The 26,248-nt window shown below is 60.5% G+C and carries 22 protein-coding genes and 2 pseudogenes; 3 read left to right on the top strand and 21 right to left on the bottom strand.

Going from position 1 to position 26,248, the window contains the following annotated elements; genetic code table 11:
- Positions 1-64 precede the first annotated feature (64 nt).
- The 9 genes and pseudogenes from NTD89_RS29425 to NTD89_RS01370 form a co-directional block, all read right to left on the bottom strand.
- A pseudogene (locus NTD89_RS29425) lies at positions 65-346 on the bottom strand (methyl-accepting chemotaxis protein); the annotation flags it as partial.
- A gap of 3 nt (positions 347-349) precedes the next feature.
- Positions 350-1,348, bottom strand: a pseudogene (locus NTD89_RS01405) (PAS domain-containing protein); the annotation flags it as partial.
- A gap of 28 nt (positions 1,349-1,376) precedes the next feature.
- On the bottom strand, positions 1,377-2,627 hold the full coding sequence (locus NTD89_RS01400) for a GTP-binding protein (protein ID WP_145163489.1): 1,251 nt from the start codon (positions 2,625-2,627) through the stop codon (positions 1,377-1,379).
- Complete coding sequence (gene nthB / locus NTD89_RS01395) at positions 2,624-3,286, bottom strand: nitrile hydratase subunit beta (RefSeq protein WP_145163491.1); 663 nt, start codon at positions 3,284-3,286, stop codon at positions 2,624-2,626. Before nthB ends, NTD89_RS01400 begins: the two co-directional genes overlap by 4 nt.
- Before the next feature lie 41 nt (positions 3,287-3,327).
- On the bottom strand, positions 3,328-3,921 hold the full coding sequence (nthA, locus tag NTD89_RS01390) for a nitrile hydratase subunit alpha (protein WP_145163493.1): 594 nt from the start codon (positions 3,919-3,921) through the stop codon (positions 3,328-3,330).
- A gap of 85 nt (positions 3,922-4,006) precedes the next feature.
- Positions 4,007-5,521 carry an amidase gene (locus tag NTD89_RS01385; RefSeq protein ID WP_262206208.1) on the bottom strand — a complete coding sequence of 505 codons (1,515 nt, stop codon included), beginning with the start codon at positions 5,519-5,521 and terminating at the stop codon, positions 4,007-4,009.
- A gap of 188 nt (positions 5,522-5,709) precedes the next feature.
- The gene (locus NTD89_RS01380) at positions 5,710-6,576 is read right to left on the bottom strand and encodes a transporter (RefSeq protein WP_262206207.1); all 867 of its coding nucleotides are present in this window, start codon (positions 6,574-6,576) and stop codon (positions 5,710-5,712) included.
- An 82-nt stretch (positions 6,577-6,658) separates the two neighbouring features.
- Entirely contained in the window at positions 6,659-7,717 is a 1,059-nt protein-coding gene (locus NTD89_RS01375; protein WP_262206206.1) for a phenylacetaldoxime dehydratase family protein, read from the bottom strand.
- A 42-nt stretch (positions 7,718-7,759) separates the two neighbouring features.
- Positions 7,760-7,921 carry a hypothetical protein gene (locus NTD89_RS01370; RefSeq protein ID WP_178119716.1) on the bottom strand — a complete coding sequence of 54 codons (162 nt, stop codon included), beginning with the start codon at positions 7,919-7,921 and terminating at the stop codon, positions 7,760-7,762.
- 360 nt (positions 7,922-8,281) lie between these two features.
- Between NTD89_RS01370 and NTD89_RS01365 the strand changes: the two genes are divergently transcribed.
- The gene (locus NTD89_RS01365; protein ID WP_145163500.1) at positions 8,282-9,217 is read left to right on the top strand and encodes a helix-turn-helix domain-containing protein; all 936 of its coding nucleotides are present in this window, start codon (positions 8,282-8,284) and stop codon (positions 9,215-9,217) included.
- Between the two features lie 27 nt (positions 9,218-9,244).
- On the opposite strand, the gene NTD89_RS01360 is transcribed toward NTD89_RS01365, so the two are convergent.
- The 12 genes from NTD89_RS01360 to NTD89_RS01305 form a co-directional block, all read right to left on the bottom strand.
- Complete coding sequence (locus tag NTD89_RS01360) at positions 9,245-10,228, bottom strand: helix-turn-helix domain-containing protein (RefSeq protein ID WP_145163502.1); 984 nt, start codon at positions 10,226-10,228, stop codon at positions 9,245-9,247.
- A 72-nt stretch (positions 10,229-10,300) separates the two neighbouring features.
- On the bottom strand, positions 10,301-11,779 hold the full coding sequence (locus NTD89_RS01355) for an aldehyde dehydrogenase family protein (protein WP_262206205.1): 1,479 nt from the start codon (positions 11,777-11,779) through the stop codon (positions 10,301-10,303).
- Between the two features lie 72 nt (positions 11,780-11,851).
- Entirely contained in the window at positions 11,852-12,700 is an 849-nt protein-coding gene (locus tag NTD89_RS01350; protein WP_242200150.1) for a VOC family protein, read from the bottom strand.
- A 22-nt stretch (positions 12,701-12,722) separates the two neighbouring features.
- On the bottom strand, positions 12,723-14,369 hold the full coding sequence (locus NTD89_RS01345) for a bifunctional 3-(3-hydroxy-phenyl)propionate/3-hydroxycinnamic acid hydroxylase (RefSeq protein WP_262206204.1): 1,647 nt from the start codon (positions 14,367-14,369) through the stop codon (positions 12,723-12,725).
- A 21-nt stretch (positions 14,370-14,390) separates the two neighbouring features.
- The gene (locus NTD89_RS01340; protein WP_262206203.1) at positions 14,391-15,212 is read right to left on the bottom strand and encodes an IclR family transcriptional regulator; all 822 of its coding nucleotides are present in this window, start codon (positions 15,210-15,212) and stop codon (positions 14,391-14,393) included.
- A gap of 3 nt (positions 15,213-15,215) precedes the next feature.
- On the bottom strand, positions 15,216-16,067 hold the full coding sequence (locus tag NTD89_RS01335) for a fumarylacetoacetate hydrolase family protein (RefSeq protein ID WP_262206202.1): 852 nt from the start codon (positions 16,065-16,067) through the stop codon (positions 15,216-15,218).
- 233 nt (positions 16,068-16,300) lie between these two features.
- Positions 16,301-17,746, bottom strand: coding sequence for a carotenoid oxygenase family protein (locus NTD89_RS01330; protein ID WP_262206200.1), 1,446 nt, complete (start codon positions 17,744-17,746; stop codon positions 16,301-16,303).
- 35 nt (positions 17,747-17,781) lie between these two features.
- Positions 17,782-18,963 (bottom strand): MFS transporter, encoded by a 1,182-nt coding sequence (locus NTD89_RS01325; RefSeq protein WP_145163516.1) that lies wholly within the window; start codon positions 18,961-18,963, stop codon positions 17,782-17,784.
- Positions 18,964-18,978: 15 nt separating this feature from the next.
- Entirely contained in the window at positions 18,979-19,971 is a 993-nt protein-coding gene (locus NTD89_RS01320; RefSeq protein WP_145163518.1) for a transporter, read from the bottom strand.
- Positions 19,972-20,319: 348 nt separating this feature from the next.
- Entirely contained in the window at positions 20,320-21,630 is a 1,311-nt protein-coding gene (locus NTD89_RS01315) for an MFS transporter (protein WP_145163520.1), read from the bottom strand.
- A gap of 117 nt (positions 21,631-21,747) precedes the next feature.
- Positions 21,748-23,001, bottom strand: coding sequence for an enolase C-terminal domain-like protein (locus NTD89_RS01310; RefSeq protein ID WP_262206197.1), 1,254 nt, complete (start codon positions 22,999-23,001; stop codon positions 21,748-21,750).
- 28 nt (positions 23,002-23,029) lie between these two features.
- A complete protein-coding gene (locus NTD89_RS01305; protein WP_262206195.1) occupies positions 23,030-23,767 on the bottom strand; it encodes a FadR/GntR family transcriptional regulator in 738 nt (245 codons plus the stop codon).
- A gap of 253 nt (positions 23,768-24,020) precedes the next feature.
- On the opposite strand from NTD89_RS01305, the gene NTD89_RS01300 reads away from it, so the two are divergent.
- Both NTD89_RS01300 and NTD89_RS01295 read left to right on the top strand, forming a co-directional pair.
- Positions 24,021-24,788, top strand: coding sequence for an SDR family oxidoreductase (locus NTD89_RS01300; protein ID WP_145163526.1), 768 nt, complete (start codon positions 24,021-24,023; stop codon positions 24,786-24,788).
- A gap of 91 nt (positions 24,789-24,879) precedes the next feature.
- On the top strand, positions 24,880-26,244 hold the full coding sequence (locus NTD89_RS01295) for an MFS transporter (RefSeq protein ID WP_262206193.1): 1,365 nt from the start codon (positions 24,880-24,882) through the stop codon (positions 26,242-26,244).
- The last annotated feature ends 4 nt before the right edge of the window (positions 26,245-26,248 follow it).

Raw genomic sequence — 26,248 nt, 5'->3', positions numbered from 1 at the left:
TTATTGTTGGAATATGCCCTGTGTGCACTGGTCCAGTGCACGCGCTTTCATGGTGTTAGCTGTCCATCATTTCGGCTGCTTGCTGCGTGGCCTGGCTGGTTCGGGTGGCCAGCTTGCGCACTTCATCGGCGACCACGGCAAACCCGCGCCCGGCCTCGCCTGCGCGCGCCGCCTCAATGGCGGCGTTCAACGCCAACAGGTTGGTTTGGCTGGCAATGCCCTGGATGGTGGCGACAATCTGGGTCAACTTGCTGAGGGTTTCCTGCATCACCCGATGTTGTTCCGCCTGAGCCTCACGCATCGTGCTTTCTTCATGGTGGGCATGGATATCGGTGATGGCGCCCACCACTCTTTGCGGTGAGCCGTCCCGCGCGCGGCGCGTTTGCCCCCGGCCGCGAAACCAGCGGTAAGCGCCACTTTTATGTTTGAGTCGATAATCCACATCAAACGGGGTCTTGCCGCTGCGGTCATCAACGTGGGCGACAAACGCTGCGATTGCCCGCGCGCTGTCGTCGGGATGCAGGCGCGAGGTCCAGCTTTCCAGGGTGTTGGGGAATTCTTCAACCGTGCTGCACCCCAGCAGCCGGCGCATTTGCGAAGACCACCAAATGGTATTTGTCGGGTTCGCAGGGTCGCTAGCCACGACCTCGATGTCCCAGAGCCCGTCATGCAGCATCTCCCGGGAAATGTCGAAACGTGTGGCCGCCAGTTCGAGCGCTTCGGTGTGCAGGTGCTGGTCGTGAATGTCACGCAGGATCCCACCGATGGCGAGCGGTACGCCTTGCGTATCGCGACATGAATCGCCGCTGATCCTGCACCATCGATAGTCACCGTCTGATGCAGACTTCATCCGCACCTCGAGCGCAAAGGGCGTCCGCCCGTTGCGGTCGGCAAGATGCCTGGCAAGCGCCTCCAGGTGCGGTTGCCGATCAGCCGGGTGTAGCTGTTCGCTCCAACGGCCAAGCTGATCAATACCTTGGGCCTGGATCGATGCAGACCCCGTCCACTCCATCCTGGACTCCGCCGCGGGTGCGGCGGCGCCCTCCAGGTCCAGCGACCAGAACAGTTCATCTGCGCCCCGGGTGATCAGTGCCCAGCGTGCTTGCAACTGGCGCAAATGTTTGTCGCGGTCAGCCAGGCGCTCGTCCAATTGGCTGACGTGCAAGGTCAGTGCGCGCGTTTGCTCCTTCAGGGCTTGTCGCTCCTGCAGCAGTTGCTCGACGCCTGCAAGGATGCGGCGCAATAACGGGTGGTTCGACGATAACGGCGTGCTCGCCTGGTCAGGCTGCTCCAGCCTGTCGGCAAGTGGCGCCAGTACCCAGCGGGTGGTTCGGCTGAAAAAAAGCATGGAACACCTCTACCTCGATCAAATGGGTTCAGCCTGCAAGCGAGGGCGTCGGGCATGTCGACAAGGCCCGGGCGTCGAAGGCTGTCGCCCCCGGCAGGGCTTGCCAGGCCGACGGGCCGGCGGCGATTTCCTGAGCACTCAGCAGGCAGTGGTCGAGTTCGCGCTGCAACGTGTGGGTATCCAGATCCTGGCCGATGAAGACCAGCTCTTGCCGGCAATCCCCGACAATGCTGTCCCACTTGGCCATGATGCTTTGCAACCGATATTCATCCCGCGGCCATTGCGACGGCTCGATGAAGTTCCACCAGTGGCCGACATAGTCCCACTGGAACTGCTTGCCGCTCTGCACCAGCAGGCCGGTTTCCCGGTGTCGGCTGGCGAGCCAGAAGTAACCTTTGCTGCGCAGCAGACGCCCGTTGCACCAGGGCCGCTGGAGAAAGTCGAACAATCGCTGTGGGTGAAAAGGCGCGCGCTCGCGGTACACCCAGGACGTCACGCCATAGGTGTCCGACTCTGAGGCCGGTGCGTCGCCGGCCTCCATTTTCTTCATCCAGCCCGGCGACGCTGCAAGGCTGGGCAAGTCAAACAGATGGGTATCGAGGATGCTGGATAACTCAACGTTACCCTCAACCATCGGCACGATCCGCGCGGTCGGGTTAAGGCCGGCGAGGATCGCGTGCACGGCCTGGTAGCCAGGCTCATCGAGCAGGTCCAGTTTGTTGACGAGAATGACGTTGGCGTATTCCACCTGCTCGATCAGAAGGTCCGCCAGAGGGCGCTTGGGTGTGTCCTCCTGCGCGTCGTCGCGGGCCACGGTGTCCGGCGACGCCAGCAACGCCTGAAAACGACTGCCATCGACCACCGTCACCAGCGTATCGAGCCGTGCCAGTTCGCTGAGGCTGAAGCCCTGTGCGTCCAGGAAAGCGAACGTCTCCGCCACGGGCATGGGCTCGGAGATCCCGGTGGATTCAATCAGCAGGTAATCGAAACGCTGCTGGCGTGCCAGGGCACTGATCTGTTCGAGCAGATCGGCGCGCAGCGTGCAGCAGATGCAACCATTGCTCATCTCGATCAACTCATCGCGGCCACGGTGCAGTGATACGTCGCGCTGCACCTCTTCGGCATCGATGTTGACTTCGCTCATGTCGTTGACGATGACCGCCACCCGCAGGCCTTCGCGATTGCGCAGGATATGGTTGAGCAGAGTGGTTTTGCCGGCGCCGAGGAAGCCGGAAAGTACCGTTACCGGCAGTCGGCCCGCCTGGGCGCCGTCAATCATGTGTTCACCGCAGGTTGGCTTGCGGCCTTATCCAGGTAGCTTTCGAACAGGTCGACCACCACCAAACCCTCATCTGCGGCGTCCCCCCACAGGTCCTGAGTGCGAAACTCGACGTGGTAGGTGGGCTGATGCGCCGCGCTCAGGTCGCCATGGCCAATCGCGTCCGGGAATGGCCACTGCACGGATGTGCGGTGCAGGACCACGCCTTCCTTGCCACGCACATAGGCGGGCATGCGGGTATGCCCGGCCACATACTCGTCTCGCACGAGCACTCGGTCGCCCACCTCAAAGTGCGCTCGACCGGTGATCGCCGGGCGACCTTCAGCATGAGCGGGATTCGCCAGCTTGAAGTGAGCACCCAGGGCCTGATCGAGTTCCGCCTGGGTGATGACGCCTGTTTCGACCAGCAGGGTGGCGGTCGCGATGACATAGCGTTCGTAGTATTGGGTGCCGACATGTTGACGAACATCCAGGCGTTCGACGGCGTGGCGTATTTCGTCCACGCTGAACTTTTTCAAGTGATCGGCACCGACAAACATCAGGCTGTAGGCCAGGTGCTCCCAGTCCTGCTTGAACACCTGTTTGTAGCTCAGGCTGTTGATGGTATGAGGGACCTTGCCAAAGCCTTGAAAACCACCGAGATCGTGAAAACCATCCATCGTGAATACCTCTGAAAAGTGAAAGAAACAAAGCGCCCCGGTTACGCTACGTGCGGTAGCGCCACGCCGATAAGGACATCCTTGGTGATCAATTTTCGAAGCGCTTCTTCATCCATGGATTCGCTCCCCTGCGGCCGCACAGGCAGCACCAGGTAGCGGCTTTCGGCGCTGGTGTCCCACACCTTGATGGTGACCGAGGCCGGCAGGTGCGTGCCCAATTCCCGCAGGACGGTGCGCCCTTCGCGAACCAGCCGCGCACGGAATTCGAAGCCCTTGTACCACTCCGGCGGCAAGCCGAGCACAGGCCAGTTGGTGCAGGAGCACAGGCTGCACACAATCACGTTTTTCACGCTGGGCGTGTCTTCCAGGGCAACGATGTATTCACCCTGCGGGCCGGTGTAGCCAAACTGGGCGCACGCTGCGGTGCCGTCCTTGAGCAGCAGTTCACGAAACTGCGGGTCCACCCAGGCCTTGGCCACAATCCGAGCACCATTTTCCGGGCTCCATTCGTGCGCCATCAGCTGTGTCATGTGCTCGATGTAACCGTCGGGGATCAGGTCCTTTTGCTTGAGCACTTGCAGTAACGCCTGTGCTCGTTCGCCCGGGGTTGACGTGTTTTTTTCAGGTGTGGTCATGGGTTGATTCCTCATCGTTGATCTTCCAGGCAGCGCCTGACGGCTTATTCTTTTTGCGCTGCTTCTTTTGGCGCTGCAGGACCGGCTAAGAGTTTTTCCAGTCAACAGACGCTTCGAACGCCGCGGCAGCCTGGTAAATCGTGCCTTCGGCATAGTGCTTGCCCACCAGCATGAGCCCGACAGGTAAGCCGTCTACCAGGCCGCAGGGAATCGACATGGCCGGATGGCCGGTGATGTCCTGGGCGGAGGCGTTGCCGATCATTTCCAGGGCTCGGGCCACATACTCGGTGATCGAGCAACCCGGCTCCGGGTGGGGCTGGGCAATGATCGGCACGGTAGGCATCACCAGCAGGTCATAGCGCGCCAATGCCGCGTCATAAGCGGAGCGTGCCAGGCGCCTGAGGTTTTGCGCCTTGGCGTAGAAACGGCCGTTGTAGCGCTCGACACCGTATTGACCGACGAACATGCACAGCTTGAGAGAGGCCGACAGGTCATTGGCCTGATCGCGCCATCCGGCTTGCTTGTCCAGCAACCCGACGTCATACAGCCCTTGCCAGTTAAAGCCGGCCCCATTGCCGTGCATCATCTGCATCGTCAGGCCCTCACAGCCGATGGGGTGCCACAGCGAACCGGCAATCTTGTGTTCCGGTACCGACACCTCCTCGACCTGCGCGCCCAGCTGCGAAAACCGTGCGATGGCATTGCGTACAGACGAAGCCACACGCGGGTCCTGGTTGGCCAGTTCGAAGCCTTCGCGCAGGATGCCGATCCTGAGACCGCTCACGCCGCGCTCCAGGTAATCGCTGTACGTGTCGACCTGCGGGGCGGCTTGTCGCGGATCGAGCCCGTCCGCGCCGGCCATCACCTCCAGCATCAAGGCGTTGTCGCGCACATTGGCGGTGATGGGGCCGGCATGATCGATGGTCGCTTCGATGGCCATGATTCCGGTGTAAGGCACCAGGCCGTGGGTCGGCTTCATGCCGTAGGTGCCGCAGAATGCGGAAGGAATCCGGATGGACCCGCCCTGGTCGCCGCCGACTGCCAGGTCGACCTCGCCCGCGGCAACCAGCGCCGCGCTGCCGGAAGACGATCCACCCGAGGCAAACCCATGGCGATAAGGGTTGTGCACCGGTGCGGGGTCGGAGGTGTGACTGCCACCGGACAGGCAGTAATGCTCGCACGTGGCCTTGCCGAGGATGGTTGCGCCCGCATCCAGCAATCGGGTGACGACGGTGGCGTCGAACGCTGGAACGTGGCCCTCCAGCGGCTTGGCACCATTCATCATGGGCACGCCAGCCAGTGAAATATTGTCCTTGAGCGCGACCGTTTTACCGGCCAGTTTGCCTTCACGGGCGCCGCTGACTTCCGTGCGCAAGTACCAGGCGTTCAATGGGTTGTGTGCGGCCGATGGACGATAGCCCGAGCTGCGTTCGTAACGTACAGGCGGGATAAAGTCGGGCAACTCGTCAATCAGGTCGTAAGCGTCGAAGCTTGACTGCATAAGAAGCAAGTATTCATCAGCTTGCTCGGGGCTGAGCTGCATGTGCAGGCTGCTCGCGATATCCAATAGCTGCTCAAGGGTGGGGCGAACGATTGCCATGGTGGGGCGGTCCTTATCGTCAGTGGCCGAAGAGCACTGTGTACTCGTCAATATCGGTGGGCTTGGTGCTCAAGATAGTCCGCGCCTGCGGTCGCAGGCTTGGTTGGAAAAGACATCGACTTGGCTGAGCCGGACAGCCCTGCGCCAAGGCAGCAGAGGTCTGCGATGGCTGTCCGGTGGACGCTGCGTCAAAAGATGCGGGCGTAACGCAGGTTCATGCGAAAGTCTTCCTTGGCGCCGTAGTCCACCGAGAGATCCTTGCCCAACTGCAGTTGGATCTGGTCCTTGGGGGTGACGAATTTGGTGGCCGTCAGACGGAAGTTGGTTGTCCCCAACTCGTTATCCTGATTGACGTGCTCGACGTTCGTCTCGCCTCCCCAGGTGCGCCCGAAGCCGATAGCAAATGCGGTGGTGGCGTCCGGCATGTAACGGCCCATGATCTGTGCTGCGTAGGAAACGTCTTGCTTCATACGGTCGGCATTCGCACCATAATCAGTGTTGTCGCCATACCAGGTAGCGCCGCCGACCAGGTCCATTGCCCATTGTTCTGTGAAGTGCTTGACGTAGGCACTCTGCAGTTCGAACTTCCAGCGGTTCTCACCGATATTCAGCGCGTCATTCTTGTCGTAGGTGCCGGTGGGTACGTACAGATAGGGGGCGATACTGAGGGTGTCGCGGGCTTCGTTGAGCCGCCACTTGACCGGCGCGGTCAGGATCAAGTCGCCGACGCCACGGGTACTGCCCAGCGTCGAGGCATCACCTGCACTGGAGACGTGCCCGAACGGCAAAAGGAATTGCGGGTCGATGGTGACCGTGTCACTGAGCGCGTAGACATGGAGCAGACGCAGAATGCCGACGTCTGAGCTCAACCTGTAGTCAGAGCTGACCTTGTGCCCGTTGGCGTAAGCCGAGTCCGTGGTGGAGTGCTGGTAATAAATCGCACCGATGGTCGCGCCGACCGGGTATTGCTCATAGTCGCCAGGGGCTACTTCACCGGCGTTCGCGTGAAGTGCGGGCAACAGGGTGGAGAGTGTCAGCAGGCGAATCTTATTCATCTTTATTCCTCGCACAGGGAGACCGGGCCACCCGGGGAGGGTGGCAAGGAAGCCGAAATTGGGCTGTAAGCGCCGATGGCGCTCAGGCGGTTGGCGACAGCGCGTCGCGCAACATGCCGGTCTGCGAGTGACAGTTGATGTACTCGAATACCTGGCTCTTGGCGTCTGACACGGACACTTCGTGGTACAGCCGTAACTTTTTCAAACCCGCGGCCACGCGGAAGAACGTCACGAAAATACGCAGGTGGGTAGGGTGGGATTCGGCCCAGCGTTCGAGTTTTTCCACCGAGCGCCAATGGCCGATGTTGTAGCTCAGGTCGAGAAAGTTGCCGTCCATGTCGATATTGCGCACAAACCTGTTGCTGTAGCAGCCCAGGGGTTGGCCGTTGTCACGCAGGAAGTCCATGCCGTCCTGCAAGGTCGGCAAAATTTCGTCGAGGTACAGCGAGCGTTCGTCCGCCTCGGCATCCGCCCAATCCTGGCCTGAACGAATCAGGGTGAGGTTGTCATGCCCCAGCACCACGACCCGTCCGCCTTTGGCAGGGTCACCCGCGACCACTTTCAGCTCAGTGGTGGGCTTCATCCAGTCGGTCTGGGAGATCGGGAAGCGGTCGCGCATCGAGCCCCAGTAACCGTGTTCTTCGATCTCGCCACTGGTGGTATCCATGACTGCGCCGACACCGGGCAAGTTTTCCTGGAAGGCGTACAAGGTCTCGAACTGCTCGGCGCGCGGGGCGGTGATTTCGCGGAAATAGCCCAGGCCGTCACTGAGCCGATCCGGCGAACTCCACCAGTCATTGACCTGGGATGAGCGCAACCAGCGACAGTGGGCGCCAGGGTCTTTCCAGTACCCGACCACAATCAAATTATCAAAACCGCTGCTGTCGGTGTGGTGGGTCAAATCATGGGTTTGCGGGCCATCGGCCAGGCTGAAGCTGCCGACGATATGGCGCATTGCCTGCAATGCAGCCTCGCGCTGGGCCTCGCTACGATATTGCACGCCGAGATAGGCCATCACCACCTGTTCCAGCTGCTCGTCAGCGCGCGCGACCCACATCGGGAACGGCGGTTGATACTCGTCGGGCACGCGGCGGGACAGGGTGCGTGGGCATTTGAGATGTGTGTCGATTGCAGATTCCATGTTGAGCTCCTCGTTATTTTCGTTCAGGCCTACGGGTGGGCGTCAGCGCTTCGGCGGCAGGTCGCGCTTGGCGACCTGCCATCGGTGCAGCAGCGTCATGGCCCACCATTCAATCAACCAATAAGCCGACTCTTCAGGTGCGAGGTCGCGCCTTTGCAGAAGCCAGGAGGAATCAGCCATTCGTTGTGAATAGGGTCGATGCATGGCATGCCTCATCAGCGGTGGGGTGAGCTGCTGTGAGGTGGAAATTAGGCTGGGCGGCGAGGGCGCGCTTTGTTCGACGAGACAACCGTTTGGTTGGAAAAGACAATGCTGAACTGCAATTGCACCTGTGGTCCGCGTTGGTGCACGTGAGCCAACCGCGTGACGTGCGGTGCTTCTAAATGGGGATGACGGCGAAGGCGACAGCACCGAAGCCTGGCGAACGTCTCGATGGAAATCGCACGGCAGCACCTGAAGAGGCCTGCAGCTGCGCTTGGCCTGCTAATTGCTTTTGATGGCTGGATATTGGCCGCAAATCAAAACCTATCGAGCGTCAATTGCATCGTTGTTGAGGTCAGTGCCATGAACCCAAGCACGCAGTATTCGACCCTTGCCGTAGCGGCGCCCCGTCGCTTTGATTACTGGAAAGAGGTGGTCTGCCGCCATTGCCTGTCGGCAGATAGCAAACCCTTGTCCCAGAGCAGTTTTGACGGAGCGCTTGCCATCAACACTGTGGGCGATCTGGACATCTGTTCGTTGTCATCGCCGCTGCATTACTGGGAACGCTCCGAGCGGCACCTGCGCAGCGGACCGGCTGAAGATTTATGGTTGGGCTTCTCCCGAAATGGCCATGGACAAATTGAGCAAGGCGGAAGAAAAGCCAACCTGGCAACCGGAAATTTGTTTCTTTATGACGCAACTCAAGCGTTTCGATTCAGCTTCGGTGGTACCGAAAACCACCTGGTCCGTATTCCGCGAGCCTTGCTGACCGAGCGTCTGCCACGGATCGCCGATTACACGGCGATGGTCCTCGACGACCGGCGCCCCGGTGTCATTCCACTGCGTGAAATGTTGCGACAGGCTGCGAGCGCACCGACGTCGTTGCAGGATGAGCACATCTCGAATCGTTATTCAGGCGCATTGATTGACCTGCTGGTGATCAGCCTGGAACTCCAGGACCTGAAGACAACCCACCAGGAGCTGGACCTCTACGGCCGCATCATGAAGTACATTCAACGGCACCTGACCGAGCCGGACCTGTCGATTGAAGTCATCGCGCAAGCCCACAATGTGTCCACGCGAACCGTTACGCGCGCCTTCGCGCGGTACCAGAAAACCCCGGTTGCAGAGATTTGGAAGGAGCGTCTGAATGCCAGCCGTGAGGCGATCGAGCGTGGCCAGGTGCGCAGCGTGTCCCAGGCGGCGCTGGACTTCGGGTTTTCTGACTTCTCCCATTTCAGCCACGCGTTTCGCAAGGCCTTTGGTGTTGCGCCCAATACCCTCTTGCGTCGAAGTTGAGGCGCTTGATGCGCAAACGGCTGGCGACTAACCCCGGCTTTCGCTGGCCGTTTCCCGGAACAATCGGGGCGACATGCCAAATGTCGATTTGAAGTGCCGGCTGAAGTGCGAGCTGCTGCCATAGCCCCACGCATAGGCGATCTCGGTCAGGGAACGATGGGCTTGTTCGCGGTTACGCAGGTCTTCGGCGCAACGGGACAGCCGACGCTGCCAGATGTATTCGCTGACACTGCACCCCAACTCATCCTGAAACGCGCGGTGCAAACTGCGCACCGAGCACTGCTCTGCGTTGGCGATGCGCTCGGTGCTCAGGTCGCGGTCGGCCAGGTGGCGCTCGATATAGGCCTTGAGGCGGTTCTGCTTGAAGAAGCGGAAGTCATGTTCGAGTTGTTTTTCGTCCTGCTTGTTCTTCAGCGCGTTGTCCAGCAGCCCGGCGATACTGTCGCCGATCAGTGCGGCCGAGTGGCTGTTGAGCAACGGATAGTGCTGGTAGGCGTCGCTGATCAGGTGCATCAGCATGCGGCCCAGCCCATTGCGGGCGTTCAGGTGCATGTCGCCGGGGTGTTTCAGTTGCCCGTTGGCGCCCTGGAACAGTAGCAGAAAGTGCTCGCAGCCCTGGGGGCTCGTGACGCTAAAGGGTTTGCCGCAATCGACCAGCAGCATTTCGTCCGGCGCGACGGTGCTGTGTTGCTGGCCTTGGTCGAAATGACTGACCCCGGCGATTTGCAGGATCAGCATGCGCGGCGTGTCGAGCACGTCGAGCGCCTGGCTCAGGTGGCGTGAGTAACGATGGGCGCTGGCGGTCATGCGGCAAAAACGCAGTTGGCCCAGGTCACCGTATTCCAGCCGGCCCTGGAAGTTGCCGTCCTGCAACGGGTCGATGCTGGTGGATTCCAGGCGCTTTATATACTCCGGCGTGCGGCCCAGGTGATCACTCATGAACTCTTTCCACTTCATCAGCCGGTCAGAACAAACGACCTGTTCGGTGGACACACAGGCTAGATTATTCATTGTTTCGCCCTTTTTATTTTTGGTGTTGGCTGACCGGGCGAAGGCTGAGCCTTGCCCGATCCTGGCACGCGATCAGAACGGGTAGTGATGGCCCCCGGCTTGCCAGGTGACCCAATGTGCACGGGTAAATTCGTCCAGAGCATAGTGGCCGTTGAAGCGCCCCAGGCCGGAGTTCTTTTCGCCGCCAAAAGGAGCATTCGGCTGATCATCGACGGTAATGTCGTTGATGTGGGTCATGCCCGCCACAATCCCACGGGCAAAACTCAAGCCGCGCGCCATGTCACGGGTAAACACCGCACTCGACAGACCGTACTCGCTTGCGTTGGCCAACTCCAGGGCATGCGCCTGATTTTCTGCCACCATCAGCGGCAACAACGGCCCGAAGGTTTCATCCCGGGCCAGGGCCTGGTCGGGGCCCACTTCGCCGAAGACATGGGCCGGCAGCACCAGGCCGCGCGCCTGGCCGCCGCACAGTTGCTTGAGGCCGGCGCGTTCGGCGGCGTCGATTTTACCCAGCAGGCCATAGAGCTGACTCTGGTTGACCACCGGCCCGATCACTGTGTCGGCCAGGGCCGGGTCTCCGGTCTTGAGGTTGCGCACGCGCTCGACCACCAGCGCCGCGAAGTCGGCATACAGCGAGCGGTCGACAATAACCCGGTTGACGCTCATGCAGATCTGGCCCTGGTGCAGGAAACGCCCGACCACTGCGGCATGTGCCGCTATCTCGATGTCCGCATCCGCCAGCACCACCAGCGGCGCGTTACCGCCCAGCTCCAGCGCCACGCGCTTGATGTGCTTGCCGCCGGTGGCGATACGTCCGACATTGCGGCCCACATCCGTGGAGCCGGTGAAGGAGATCAGGCTCGGTATCGGGTGCTCGACGAACGCATCGCCTATCTCCGAACCTGCGCCGACCACCACGTTCAGCGAGCCCGCCGGGAAACCGGCTTCTTCGAACAGATGGGCAATCAGCAGGCCGCCGGTGACCGCCGTATCGCTGGCCGGCTTGAGTACCACGGTATTGCCCAGCGCGAGTGCCGGGACCACTGAGCGCATGCTCAGGTACAGCGGGAAGTTCCACGGGCTGATCACACCGACCACCCCCAGTGGCTCGCGAAACACGAAGCTCTGTTCGCCAGGCTTGTAGCTGGTCAGGATCCGGCCCTCGACCTGCATCGGCAGCGTTGCGCACTCGCGCACCAGGCTGAGGGTGAATTGCCATTCCATGCCCGCCTTGATACGGGTGCTGCCGGACTCATGGATCAGCCAGTCGATGATTTCTTCGCGACGGTTCTGGATGACCTGGGCGAGTTTTTCCAACTGCGCGCTGCGTTGGGTCGGGTGCAGCGCTGCCCAATCGGTTTGCGCGCGCCGGGCGGCCTGGTAGGCGTCGTCCAGGTCGGCCACCGAGGCCAGGGGCATTTCCAGCAAAGACTCGCCGTTGAAGGGGTTGCGGTCGTCCAGGCGTCGTGCAGAACGACCTGCACGCCAGGTGCCGTTGATGTACTGGTCGCCGTTGATGGCGTAGGGCGCGATGATTGGAGTTGTCATTGTCTTACCTTAGAGGCAGGTAGCCGCGTCAATTTAAGGGGAGGAGAGGGCAGGCCCTGTGGTTGAACGTATTCAGCTTCGGATCCAGGCGCGCCCCCAGGAATTGAGGGTGTATTCCTCTTGTGGCCAGACCCCGGGTGGACGGCTGGCTTCGGTGATTTCCAGCTCGGCAGAGAACTCCAGGCGGTTGCGGTCAGCGTCGACCACCATGAAGAACAGATTGTTGCCGGGACCGTGGCGACCCGGGCCGAAGAACAGGGTGATGCGCTCCTTGGCGAAACGGTCGCCCCAGTCGCGAATGTCGTTCCATTCATTGGTTTCGTAGCAATGGTGGTCCCATTCGTTTTTCGAACCGCGGAAAAACGCCAGTGAATGGTGCTCATCGTCCGAGCGCAGGAAACAGGTGGTGAGCTGGCCGCTTTGCTCGTCCACGACATTGTCCGAGACGGTGAAGCCCACTGTGTTGACGTAGAAGTCGATCATCGCTTCCAGTTCGGTGGTCTGGAACACCACGTGCTGCAGGCGTCCCGGCATGCCCTTGGGGTTGGCCGTGGATGCGTTGCGGGCGACGCCAAAGACGGTTTGCCGTCCCTGGGGATCACGGATTTGAAAGGCGCCCGCTTCCAGCAACGGCGAGTCGAGCGGTTCGACGCTGCACCCTTTGGCTACCAGGCGCGCGTGCAGCTCGCTCAAGCGCGGCTGGCTGCCCAGGTCGTACGCCGCGGCGAGCAGGCCGCTGTGGTCGGCGGGCGAAATCAGCATGGCGCGCTGGGGTCCCTGGAGCAGCCAACTGCCGTCGGCTTGCGCCAGGCCGTCCATGTCCAGCAGACGCCGATAGAACTCGACTTGCTGCTGGGGATCTTTGCTTGCCAGGTGCAGATAGCACAGGCGTGCGGGTGTGGAAGTCTGCAAGGTTTGCATAAACACCTCTGGGGCTGAAGGTTCAGGGGTAGACGGGCGCCATGCGTGGCTCAGCCGCGCAGTTGTTCGTCAGGGTGATGCCGAACAGCGTCTGCAATGATTCGGCGGTCTGGTCTTGGGTGGCCATGTCGAAGATGGCGGCGATATAGCGATCCGGGCGTAGCAGCAAAAACTGTTGGCTGTCGCCGAGCACGCCCTTGAGCGCCTCTTCGCAGTCTTGCAGCACGGTGCAGCCCGGGAGCAAGGGCAGTGTCTGCCAGTGCGCGGGCAGGATCAGGATGCGCTTGGCTTCCAGGTGGTCCCAAAGACCGTGGTGCAGTTGGTCAAGACGCTGGTGGGCAGGGTCGCCATATTGAATAAGGGCGAAGCCGTCCCCGAGGCTCGCGTCCAGCAGGTGGGCATGGCCTTGGGCGTCGGTCAGCAATGGCTGAGGAAACATTTGCCCACAGGCCAGCTTTCCCGCTTTGCCTTCGGGCAGCACCAGGCCTTTGGTAAACCGCGGCTTGGGCTTGAAGCGCATTTGCAGGAAATAATCGCGCAGCGGTGGCACCAGGCCGATCAATGCGAAGGCCGCGCTGATCAATCGAGCCCGCAGTACGGTGGCCGGGGCCATGACCACGCCCAGGTTCAGGGCCAGCTTGATCAAGGCCCAGGCATGGTCGCGCCGCTCGCTTTCGTAGGACAGCAGGGCGGTCGCGGCCATTTTTCCCTTGATGACGCCGATCAGCTTCCAGCCAAGATTGTGGGCATCGCGAACGCCGCTGTTCATCCCTTGCCCGGCGTAGGGCGGGGTCAAGTGTGCGGCATCGCCGGCCAGAAAGACGCGGCCAACCTGCCAACGCTCGGCAACGCGGGCATGAAAGGTGTAGACCGTCTTGCGCACGATGGACACCGGGGCATCCCCCTTGAACGGACGAAGCAGTGTGTGCAGGCTCTCGGGGCTCAGTGCCTGCGCATCGGCTTCCCCAGGCTTGAGCTGGAACTCGAAGCGCCGTGTGCGGTGCGGGCCGGGTACTTCCACGACCGGGCGTCTGGCATCGCAGTACACGCGGGTCTGCCAGAACGGATCGTCGTCCTGGTCGGTATCGACCACCAGCCAGCGTGAGGCGAAGCTGGACCCGACCATCTCGATCCCCAGTTGCTTGCGCACCGGGCTGCGCCCGCCGTCGCAGGCGACCAGGTAGCTGGCTTTGACCTCGAGCAGTTGGCCATCGGCGTCCATGATCAACGCGCGCACGCCGTGCTGATCTTGAGTGAACTCCAGCAGTTCGTGATTGAAGCGTGCTGTCAGGCTCGCAAAGCGCTCAAGGCCGTTTTTCAGCGTGCTTTCAAACAACGGCTGGCGAAAGGCGTTACGTTTGGGAAACCCATACACCTTGCCGGTGGGCTCGACCTTGCCAAAGCAACGACCGCCCGGGCGGGTAAAGTAGTGCACGCCGTAGCCGGGCACCACGTCGCGCAGTACGGCGTCATCCAGCCCGATCGCCTGCATGGTGCGCAGGGATTCATCGTCGATCGAGACGGCGCGGGGTTCGGTCACGGTACCGGCCTTGCGGTCGATGATCAGCGTGTCGACATTGGCCTGGCCGAGCAGGTTGGCCAGGGTCAGCCCGGTGGGACCGGCACCGATGATCAGGACTTGAGTGCTGAAGCTGTTGAGGGTTGTCATTGTTATTCCCTTCCAAAGGTTTCAGTCCGGCTGTCGGGGGGCGTGGGTGAGCGCCGCCATGCGTTGCGAAAGCACCTGCGCGAGGCTGAGCATCTGTGCCCCTTGTTGCGCTTCCAGGGTGTTGTCGCGCTCCTCGATCGGGCGAACGCAACTGATGCTGCCAACCACCTTGCCGTCGCTGTCGAGGATCGGCGCCGCCAGGCCGTAGACACCGGGATCAATTTCAGCCGCGCTGGCGACATACCCCTGGCGGCGTAGTTGCTGCAGTGAGCGGCGGAACTGTTCCCAGGTGTGGCCCAGGTTGCTGGCGCGGACTTCGTCGGGGTTTTCCAGGAACAGTTGGTTGTGCTGGCGCGAAGTCATGTTGGCGAGGATCGCTTTCGAGGTGGCGCCGAGGAACAGCGGCCTGGGTGAACCACGGGAATAGCTGACCTCACTGAACAACTCGCCCTGTTGGTGGATGCACACCACCTGGTCCTTGAACAGCCGGCAGATCAGCCACACTTGCTGCTCGCTCCAGCGCGGCAGGTCCTGCTCCAGGGACTGTGCCGCGCGCACCAAGGGGTCGCTGAGGCGCAATTGGCGGTCCCAGGTGATAATCCGCGCGCCCAGCGCGTAACGTCCGGCCTCGACTTGAAACAACAGGCTCGCCTCGGCCAGTTCGCGAACGTAGCGGTAGATGGTCGAGCGGGTATAACCGAGTTCCGCGCCCATTACGTCGACCGCCCAGATCGGGCTGGCTTCGGTGAATAAATCCAGGACCCGCAGCATGCGTTCCAGGCTCGAGCCTTTGTTATCGGCGTCCTGTTCCGGCGGGGCTTGTGATTCAGACAATGGCTTCATGGCTTACTGCTCGTCGGCGATGCTGTTGCGCAGGATGCCGATACCGGATATCTCGACCTCGACGGTATCGCCAGGCTTCATCCAGACCGGCGGTTCGCGGAAGGCGCCGACGCCACCGGTGGTACCGCTGACAATCACATCGCCGGGCGCCAGTTCGGTGAAGGTGGAGCAGTACTCGATCAATTGGCGCACGTCGAAAATCATGTCGCTGGTGCGGGTGTGTTGCATCACTTCGCCGTTCAGGCGCGTGGTCAATTCCAGGTCCTGGGGGTCGCCGATTTCATCGCCGGTCACCAGCCAAGGACCGAAACCGCCGGTGTTCGGAAAATTCTTGCCAGGCACGAACTGGATCGTGTGCTTCTGCCAGTCGCGGACGCTGCCATCGTTGTAGCAGGCATAGCCGGCCACATAGTCCAGTGCATCCGTCGCTTTGACGTGCCGTGCGGTTTTGCCGATGACCACCGCCAGTTCGCCTTCGAAATCCAGTTTGTGCGAAGCCTTGGGGCGAATGATCGGTTGCAGGTGGGCCACCTGGCTGTCGGCGAAACGCGTGAAGATCATCGGGTAAGTCGGCATTTCACGGCCGGTTTCACGCACGTGGGTGGCGTAGTTGATGCCGATGCACAGCACTTTGCCGGGGTTCGCGATAACCGGCAGGAACGTCACGTCTGCCAGTGCCACGCGTGGCAGTGGCGCGAGCACGGCCTGGGTCAGTTCTCCCAGGCGGTTGGCGGCAATCGCCTGCTTGAGGTCGGCGCCAAAGGTGGCTTTGACCGATTCCAGGTCAATTATCTGATCACCGTCAACCACACCGTAAGTCGTGCGGCCTTGAACAACGAAGCTTGCGAATTTCATGAAGCGTCCTCTCGGAAAGGGGAACGGGAGCGGGGCAGTAATGGGATTAATCTAGGCTTATGCATTAATCCTGTAAAGTGGGATTTATGCATAAATCTCGTATTGCGAAATAAGTGTGGGTTTTGTGTTCGATCATCGAATCGAGATTTCCAACGCCAAGCAACCCGTGCCATTCCAGGGGGGTGGATGGCGACGGGTGTGGCTATTGGAGGAGAGGGGAATGCCAGGCCGACTTAACGTGGCACCCAGCAGCCGTGCAGCGACATGCGCATGCGAAACGGGATTTTGATGCGTGCGATAGGGCCCGCTGACATGTCAGCCGAGTCCAGTACCACCAGTTCGCTGCGGCCTTCGGCAATCAGGTTGAGCAGGCAGACCACGTAGCCATCACCTTCCGGTGCCTCAGCCGAGCGTGGAATGAAAATGGGCTCCTGAAAGCATCCGCTGTCACCGGGGAACCAGGCATCGGTGACGCCGGTTGTGAGGTTGAGGTGCGCCAGCAGGTTGAAGAACTGAAACGGCATCGGCCCATTCGCCGGGTTATAGGGCCGCTGCGGATCGAAGGCGAGCAGGAACCCGTGTTCATACTGGCGGCCTATGTAGCGGTCATCGCAGCGGGGAAACTCGCAGGGGTAGTCCGTCAGTGCCTGGGGTTGCAGCTCATCCTGCGAGCTGTGGAGGTCGAACACCCAGCGCATCAGGCTGGCTGCCAGGGTTTCCGGCGGTGGTACGAAGCCGTCCGCCTGGGGGAAGAAATAGAAAATATTGCCGCCGGTGACCGGCATGTCCAGGTAGATTTTTCCGTCTGCGTCGAAGGCATTCAGGGTATGGCCCTGGAAGCCGTCTTTGGGCCCCTTGAACCAGCGCACGTCCCGCGCGTGCCCATGGCGGGGCACCACGGCAAACAGCTGGGGCAGCTCGGGCTGCCACTGGAAATGCTGGCCGCCGTTTTTCATGCGTTCGACGTCCACCGTCAAGGGGATCAGTGGGAACACCACGTAATGCTCGGTGACCGCGAAGTCGTGGACCATCGCGGCGTAGGGCGCCTGGAACCAGATCTCATGCAGCAGTTTCCCCTGCGGCGAAATCTCGAAATAGGCCATGTCGGGTGTGCCGTCGCCTTTGGCTTCGTAACTGAAGGCCAGCAGGTTTCCGGTGACCGGGTCGAGCTTGGGGTGGGCCGTGAAGGTCGCAGCGTCGATTTGCCCGTCGAAATTCCACTCGCCAAGGGTCTCCAGCGTCTGCGGGTCCAGCGCCCAGGGCATGGCATCCTCCTTGAGTGCCAGCAGGACGTTGTTGTGCGCGATCACCGAGGTGTTGGCGGTGGTGTTGTTTTTTGCCGCGAGCGGGTCGTTGGTGTAGGCGTTGCGGTACACACCATTGAGCGAACGTCCTTCACGGCGTTGAGCGACCAATCGGTCGGTCAACACGTAGCGGCGGCGCAGCGAGACCTTGCCATCGGCAAAGTAAAAGCCGCTGACCAGGGCGTCGCCGTTGAAGAATATGTCGGTGCCCAGCATGGGCGGGTACTGCGGGTCCGGTGACACCTGGTAAAAGGTGCCACGGATCGCCTCGGGGATCGCGCCTTCAACCTCAAGGTCATACACCTCGCCTTCTACGCGGCTGGGTGTGTACAGCGCCCCGGAAAATTCGGGGGTGTTGGGGAATGGAGTATTCATCGCTTCATCTCATGGATCGGTTTCGTTAATGACATTCAGGCCGATTGCGTCGAGAGCGCCTGCCCACAAGGCTTCACGCCTCGACGGAAGCGAGCCACCACCAGGCACGAGATGATCAAGGCCAGCACATAAGCGCAGGCGGCCAGCCAGCCCACCGCGCGAAAGTGTCCATCACCCACCACCAGCGCGGCGCCAAAGGGGCCAAGCCCTTGGCCGACGAAAATCGCGGCGTTGCCCAGGCCCGCCAATCGACCGGAGGGGTCCAGTTCGGCGGCCATCGAAAGCAGATACGGCAAGCTGAAAAACCACACCATATGAATCAGGCAAGCCGTGGTGGCGAACGCAACGGTACTGTCGCCGTAGACCATTATCAGCGTCGCCAGCAAGGCGGTGCCAAAGCTCAACAGTTGTGGGAACAACAAACCCAGGCGTCGTCCGATCATCCCGGAGAGTCCCGCCCCCAGGGCGCCGGCCAGGATGCTGCCACCGAGGATGGCGCCGATCTGCTGGGGCTCCAGGCCCAGACTCTTGCCGATTCGCTCCTGATACACCCACAGGGCGGAATGCCCGAAAAACAGCAGCGCAAACAGTGCGATCAGCAGCATGGAGGTCAGCCCGAACGGCCGGGCTGCACCGTGGGCAATGCGATGGGCGTCTGAGTAGTGCCTGGGTATTCTCCAGCAACCCAGTGCGGCAAGCAGGCTGGTGATGGCCAGCAGGAAAAAGGCACCTTGCACGCCAAACGCCTGCAAGAGCAGGGGCATGGACGTCACCAGCAGCATGCCCCAGAGCAGGTTGCCGATATTGATCACGGCAAATGTCGCGTCTTTTGACCTGCGCAGCGCAGCGGTTGCATACACCACCGCCATGACCGCGCCACCGCTGGCACCGCAGATCACCCTGAAAACCACCAGCCACGCCTGGCTGTGAAGCTGGGTGCTGACCAGGTTGCCGGCGGCCAATATCAACAAGGCAACCAGCGCAAAGCGGCGGCGGTCGACACGTGCCATCAGCAGCGCACATACGCCGCAGGCGATGGCCATCGCGATCAGCTCAGCGGCGAAAATCACGCCGATGGCATTGAGCGGCACACCCAGCTGATCAATCAACGCGCCACCCAGGATCGGCTGGATCTGCAGTGTGCCCAGGGAAATGACCATCATCAGGCAAATAGCGCCCAGTGATTTCTTGCTGTCGATGGAGTTGAGCGCATTCATCAAACATCACCTCAGTCAGAACTTGTGAACGTAGCGAACCTGCACGGCGTAATCGGTTTTGCTGCGGTTTTCCACGCCGGTCTCTTTATAGGTATTGAGCCAGAAGGCCTTGTCCTCGGTTATTTTCCAGAACAGGCCGGGGCCGATGCCGAGTACCTTCTCGCGAGAATTGCTCAGGCGATCGCCGTTGGCCTGGTCATCTGAAATCTGCCTGAAGTAATAGCCGTTGATCCCGACCGAGACCTTCGGGAACACCTCGTACGAGGCTGTGAAGTTGGCCCAGGCCGACTGCCCTGCCTGGGTGTCGCGCACCGGTCGCCCTTCATAGAACTGTGCCGAACTGCTGGCCGGGTCGTCGTTCTTGAAGTTGTACAGGTAGTTCAAGCGCCAACTCACTTCCCAACGCGGTGCCGGCATCAAGGTGGCGGCCCAGTAGGGGTTGAAGGAGAAGTAATTGGAGCCGGGGTTCAAGTCCTTGTGTTTGTCGTACTTGCCGGTGGGCAGGATCGTATCGAAGGCCACGCGCTGCACGAACACGGGCCGGCCCTCGGCGTTGACGATCGGGTCGAACTGGATCTGCGGGCCGACGGTGACGTCACCCAGACCGACCCCGTTGTCCTTGAGCTTGACACCGTTGTCGCCAAAGTCGCCGTCCAGGGAGACCACCGGGACCAACAGGCTCCAGCCCAGGTGCGCGCCGCCACCGATGGTGTTGGGTGAGTAATAGCTGAATTGGTTGATCAGGGTAATGACATTGATTTTCGGGTTATCGAAGTTGCGGTTGTCTTTGCCGGCATTGTCACGAATGCTGCTGGACGTACTGAACTTCAGGTAGGTCTGATGCGTCAGCCCGGGTGGCCCGGCGAAGCCGTCGTAGAAGCTGGTGCCGCCCAGGTTGATACCGCTGGGCTGGCTGACGGAAGGCGGAGGAGGGCCCTCAGCAGCCTGGGCGGCAAGTGATACGAAGCTGAAAGCCAGGCACGCTGGCAAGGATGCGTTCAGTTTCATTGACGTCGCTCTATTATTGGAGTTGTGAGCTGGGGTTGCTTCCCCTGGCGCTTCAACTTTAATTCTTGAGCTTTGCTGTTGCTTGAACGCAGCGGTCAGAGTTGACTGAGAGCGCCAGGTTGATGGCGCTATGGTTTGTGGCGCACGTGACGCCTGGTGTGCCTTATGGCATTCAGGAGGGCAGTGATAACAACCAGGCGCTGACTGTTTTGAACGCCGCAAGGCACAGCGCTCAATGCGCCCCACTGGGACCGACTTCGCCCAAAGCAGGGCCGACACCGGAAGTTCGAGGCCCCGGGCTCGCTATCGTTGTCCTGGGGCCATCCGATCATTTCAGCGGTGGTCTTATTACCTGCGGTTCTCGCTTACCACCACTAACCCCATGATGACGGCCGCCGCCAGCATGCCTGCGGTCATGAAAATATAGGCCGCTCCCGGATTGCCTGTCAGGCCGATGAGGTAGCCGACGATCCACGAACCGAGAAATGCGCCCAGCGCGCCACAGGCATTGATCAGCCCGATGGCGCCACCGAATACGTTGGCCGGCAGCAACTCCGGAATCAACGCAAAGAAGGGACCGTAAGGTGCGTACATCGCCGCCGCCGCAATGGTCAGCAGGGTGAATGACAGCCAGAAGTGCGTCGAACCCAGCAAGTAAGAACCCAGAAAAGCCAAGGCGCCGAGGGCCAGCAGCGGCCAGACGAACAGTTTACGCTGCCCGGTTTTGTCCGAGGCCCAGGAGACCGCCAGCATGGTCACTACTGCGGCCACGTAGGGCACGGCACTCAGCCAGCCGGTGGTGACGATGTCAGACGCCGAGGCCTGCTTGATGATCGACGGCAGCCACATGATGAAGCCGTACACGCCGATGCTCCACAGTGCATGCACCAGACACAGCTTGATCACCAAGGGTGAGGTAAATGCCTGACGGTAGTTGCGCATCACCTTCATGTTTTTTTGTTCGTCGGCCAGTGTGGCGGCCAGTCGGTCTTTCTCCTCGCGAGTCAGCCAACTGACTTCCTCGGGTTTGTCCCGCGCCAGACGCCACCAGACAAACGCCCAGAGCACCGCCGGTGCGCCTTCGATAATGAACATTTCTCGCCAGCCCCAGGCGTGGATCAGGTAGCCGGAAACCACCGACATCCATAACACGGTGATCGGGTTGCCGAGGATCAGAAAGGTATTGGCGCGTGAGCGTTCCTTGCGGGTGAACCAGTTGCTGATGAAGATCAGCATCGCCGGCATCACTGCCGCCTCCACCACCCCCAGTGAGAATCGAATGATCATCAGCATCGGGATATTGGTCACCAGGCCCGTGGCCATGGCGCAGAAGCCCCACAGGATCAGGCTGCAGAACACCAGTTTGCGCACGCTGTAGCGTTGGGCATAGATGGCGCCGGGCACCTGGAAGAAGAAATAGCCTAGAAAGAACAGCGAACCGATCAGCGAGGACGTGCCCTTGCTGATGTTCAGGTCTTGCTCGATGCCGGAGGCGGCGGCGAAGCCGTAGTTGGCCCGATCGAGATAGGCCAGGCTGTAAGTGATGAAGATCAGCGGGATCAGGTAGAGCCAGCGTTTGATCGCAAAACGCTCGGACTTGGACCCGCGGGTGGCACGGGTGTCTCCTGCCGAGAGAGCAGTCTCTTTGATGGTGTTCATGAATAGCCCTTCATTATTGTTGTAATCGAGGGTGTTGCATTCAGGTGCAGCGGATCAGCGCCGGGGCCTTGGCGCAGACGCCAGGCGAGGGGTGACCGACGTCGCCCCCGGGACCTTTCAGGGACGCGCCGCCGTGCCGTCCGGCAGGCGTGCATTGGTCCAGCTTGGAATGCCGCCCTGGCACGGATAGCGCTTGGCTTTCTCCTCGTCGATGTCCACGCCGATACCCGGCCGGTCACTGAGGTAGGCGTAGCCACGGTCGATTTCCGGGCAGCCAGGGAAGACGTCCAGCAGATTGTCGTTGAGCGGGGTCCATTCCTGGATGCCGAAGTTGGTGGTGCTCAGGTCCAGGTGCAGGTTGGCGGCCACGCCGACCGGCGAGATATCGCCCGGGCCATGCCACGCCGTGCGCACACCGTGGAACTCGGCGAAGGTGGCGATTTTTTTCGCCGGTGTAATGCCGCCGACCGTGCTGACATGGCAGCGGATAAAGTCGATCAGGTTGTTCTGGATCAGCGGCTTGAATTCGTTGACGTTGGTGAACAGTTCACCCATGGAAATCGGGGTCGAACTCTGTGCGCGCAGGGTTTTCAACCACTCGATGTTTTCCGGTGCAACAGGGTCTTCGAGGAAAAACAACTGGTGTTGTTCGAGGTTCTTCGCCAATTGCACGGCGGCGATCGGCGACACGCGTTCATGCACGTCGTGAATGAACTCGACACCGAAACCCAGCTTGTCGCGCAGGTGATCGAACAGTTTGGGCACGGCACGCAAGTAGGCATCCGGATCGAAGTAGATACCGTGGGTCTTGTTGCGCGGTGAGATTTTCGGTTGGATGTTTTTCGCCCTGGCCAGCTTGCCGGCAATCAGCTTCAGGTCCTCGGTGCCAGAGCCTCCGTACATGCCCATCTGGCAGCGCACGTGCTGATAGCCTTCTTCCATGGCTGCGCGAATGCTGTCTTCCACTGCGACTTCATCTTCACCGTCACAGTGGCGGTACAACGGCACGCCATCGCGGCAGCGGCCGCCGAGCATCTGGTAGACCGGCAACCCGGCGACTTTGCCCTTGATGTCCCACAGCGCCATGTCCACACCGGACAGTGCGTTGTTCATGATCGGCCCGGAGCGCCAGTAACCGCTGACGGCCGCCGACTGACAGATGTCTTCGGTGCGCAGCGCATCCTTGCCGATCAGGAAGGGTTTCATGTACTGCTCGATGGCCGCCTCGACCGCGAAGATACGCTGGGTAAACGTTGCACAGCCCAGGCCGTAGAGCCCCGGCTGGTTGGTTTCCACTTTTACCACCACCAGATCAATGCCGCCTGGCGCGGTGAGAATCGTTTTTACATTTGTGATTGTTATGGATTCCATCTCGCTCTCCCATTGAGCTGTCGTTTGCTTATGTCTTGAATCCGTCGCCGGCATTGCTGCGTGACTCGATGAGCCGTGCCTCGTTGATCGCGTCTACGTTGTTGGCCATCGCCTCGTTGAGGGTCTCGGCCGCAGCCACGGCGTCATGGTTTTTAATCGCCATGTAGACCTTGATGTGCGCATTGACACTTTCCAGGGTGATCCCCAGTACGCGATTCAACTCTTCGAGGTAATACAGGTAGATGTGCCGGATCGAATCCATGGCATGGATGAAGATCTTGTTGTGCGAGGCCTTGACGATGGCGTAGTGGAAGTCAAAGTCGGCCTGGGAATAGCGTTTGTAATCGTCCTTGTTCACCAGCATCCGGTTCAGGGCCGCTTCCAGCAGGGCGATGTCGTCGCTGGTGGCGTGCTTGACTGCCAGTTCCATGCAGCGAAACTCCACGGCCTCGCGAAACACCCGCATGTCTTCGAATTCTTCCTGGGACAGATGCATGATCGGCTGGCTGTCATTGAGCACGCCGTGCTGCTCAAGGTCCTTGATGACGAAGGTGCCCTTGCCTTGATGCGTTACCACGATGCCCAGGCCGCGCAACCGCTGGACCGCGCTGCGCACACTGACCCGACTCACGTCGAAGGTGGCGATCAGCTCGGATTCGGAGGGCAGCTTGCTGCCGGGCGGCCAGAGACCCTCCAGAATGTTGTGCTTCATCTGCTCGTAAACAGCGTTGACGGTGTTTTGCGTTTTGACGATTTCACGGTTCATTTTTGTGGTTTTCAACTCGTCACATAAGTTTGATTCTTTTAGCACCTTCCGCCAATAAATCTAAGAAGTAAATACATTGAAGGGGAGAAAGTGGATTTTTTTCTTGATTATTGCGCCGATTCGAGATCAGGATAGCCTCAGGTTGTCCCATGAGTTCGTATTTTTACGGCCAACTTATTAGTTAAGTTGTGGCGTCGCCAGGCGTATCGGGGCTTTGTTCCAAGAATAAAAAACGCTGAACACCGAGGAAATCATGTCATCACTTTTCGATTTGAGCGGACGCACCGCACTGATAACCGGTTCCACTCGCGGCCTGGGTTTCTCCTACGCACTTGGGCTCGCAGAGGCGGGTGCCACGGTGATCCTCAATGGCACCGACGCGGCGCGTCTGGAAGACGCCGTCGGCCAGCTCACTGCCAAGGGGTATCGCGCCACGGGTCATCTGTTCAATGTCGCGGATGAAGCGGCGGTGGAGGCGATGTTCCGCGAACTCGACAGCCAGGGCGTGCTGGTCGATATCGTGATCAACAACGCAGGTATCCAGCACCGTCAGCCGATGCTCGAGTTGGCGCTGGCCGATTGGCAGCGAGTGCTGGACGTCAACTTGACCAGTGCCTTCATCGTTGGCCGGGCGGTGGCCAAGCGTCTGGTGGCCGCTGGGCGTGGCGGCAAGATCATCAACATCGGCTCCCTGACCAGCGAAGCGGCCCGCGCCACGGTTGCGCCTTATACGGCTGCCAAGGGTGGCATCAAGATGCTGACCAAGGCCATGGCCGCTGAATGGGCGCAGTTCAATATCCAGTGCAACGCCATCGGGCCGGGTTACATCCTGACCGAAATGAACGCGGCCCTGGTGGACAATCCGGACTTCGATCATTGGGTTAAAAGCAGCAACCCGACCCAACGCTGGGGGCGCCCCGATGAGTTGATCGGCACGGCGGTCTACCTCTCATCCCAGGCCTCTAACTATGTGAGCGGCCAAATTATTTATGTCGATGGAGGCTGGCTGGCCACGCTCTGATCGGGGCCGTTCGATAAGGCGGGCATTGCCTGTTCGCCATGCCCGCGGGCGCAAGCACTTACCTGATAAATACAAATAAATAGGTAGAGCGATGAAACCCACACGCGCAAGACTTTCGGTCTTGGCCATGCTGTTTGTGGTCACGGCAATCAACTATATGGACCGCGCCAACCTGTCGGTGGCCGGCTCGGCGATTCAAGGCCAGTTCGCCTTGTCACCGACCCAGTTGGGCCTGCTGTTTTCGATGTTCACCTGGTTCTACGCCATGAGCCAGGTGCCTGTCGGCTACGTACTCGACCGCGTGGGGCCACGACGCTTGTACGGCAGCGCGATTATCCTGTGGAGTGTGTTCACATTTGTCATGGGCTTCGCTTCCCATCATATGTTCGCCACCGCGTCGGCGTCGTTTGTGATGCTGCTGGTCTGCCGCGCGCTGATCGGCGTCGCTGAAGCCCCATCGTTTCCTTCCAACACCAAGATCATCGCCAACTGGTTTCCCGACCATGAGCGGGCGCGAGCCACTGCGGTCTATTCGAGCGCGCAGTACATTGGCCTGGCGGTGCTGACGCCGGTGCTGTCTTACATCGTCGCCACCTGGGGCTGGGAAGCGTCCTTCTACCTCTCTGGGGCAGTGGGCATCGTCTTCGGCATCTATTGGTTGATCGCCTATCGCGATCCCCAGCACAGCACCAAGGCCAACCAGGCAGAACTGGACATGATCCGCGACGGTGGTGGCTATGGTTCGGCCAACCAGCGAGGCAACAGCACCAGGGTCAACTGGCCGGACGTACGCCACGTGCTGCGTCAGCCGACGGTGTGGGGGTTGTTTATCGCTCAGTTCGCCGCGTCCTCGACCCTGTATTTCTTCCTTACCTGGTTCATCGTTTATCTGGAAAAAGGCCTGGGCCTGTCGATTGCCACCGCCGGGATCGGCGCCATGTTCCCGTATCTGATGGCCATGTGCGGCGTGCTGTGTGGCGGCGTACTCAGCGATATGCTGCTCAAGCGCGGTCATTCGCGCACCAAGGCGCGCAAGATTCCGGTGATGTGCGGGCTGGCGGTAACGACCAGCATTTGCCTGGTGAATTTTTTCGAAGACCAGCCGGTGATTGCCATCGCGATTCTGTCCGTGGCGTTCTTCGCCAATGCCTTCTCCAATCTTGGCTGGGTGGTGTGCAGTGACGTCATTCCACGGCACCTGATCGGCACGCTGGGTGGTTTTTTGAATATCTTCGGCAATTTGTCGGGGATCATCAGCCCGATTGTTATCGGGGTGATTCTGGAGCGCACCCACAGCTTTCAGTACGCCATGTTTTACATCGCCGCCGTGGCATTGATGGGGCTGCTCGCTTACACCTTTCTGGTGGGTAAGATCGAAGTCGTCGAGCTGCCAAACAAGCAATCCAAATCCGCACCTGAATCTGACCGCCCGCTGGGCAAACCTTCCCAGGCATGAGGTA

This window comes from Pseudomonas sp. 14P_5.3_Bac1, from assembly GCF_025466135.1.
In the GTDB taxonomy this organism is placed as follows: domain Bacteria; phylum Pseudomonadota; class Gammaproteobacteria; order Pseudomonadales; family Pseudomonadaceae; genus Aquipseudomonas.
This window is presented reverse-complemented; position numbering and strand designations above follow the sequence as displayed.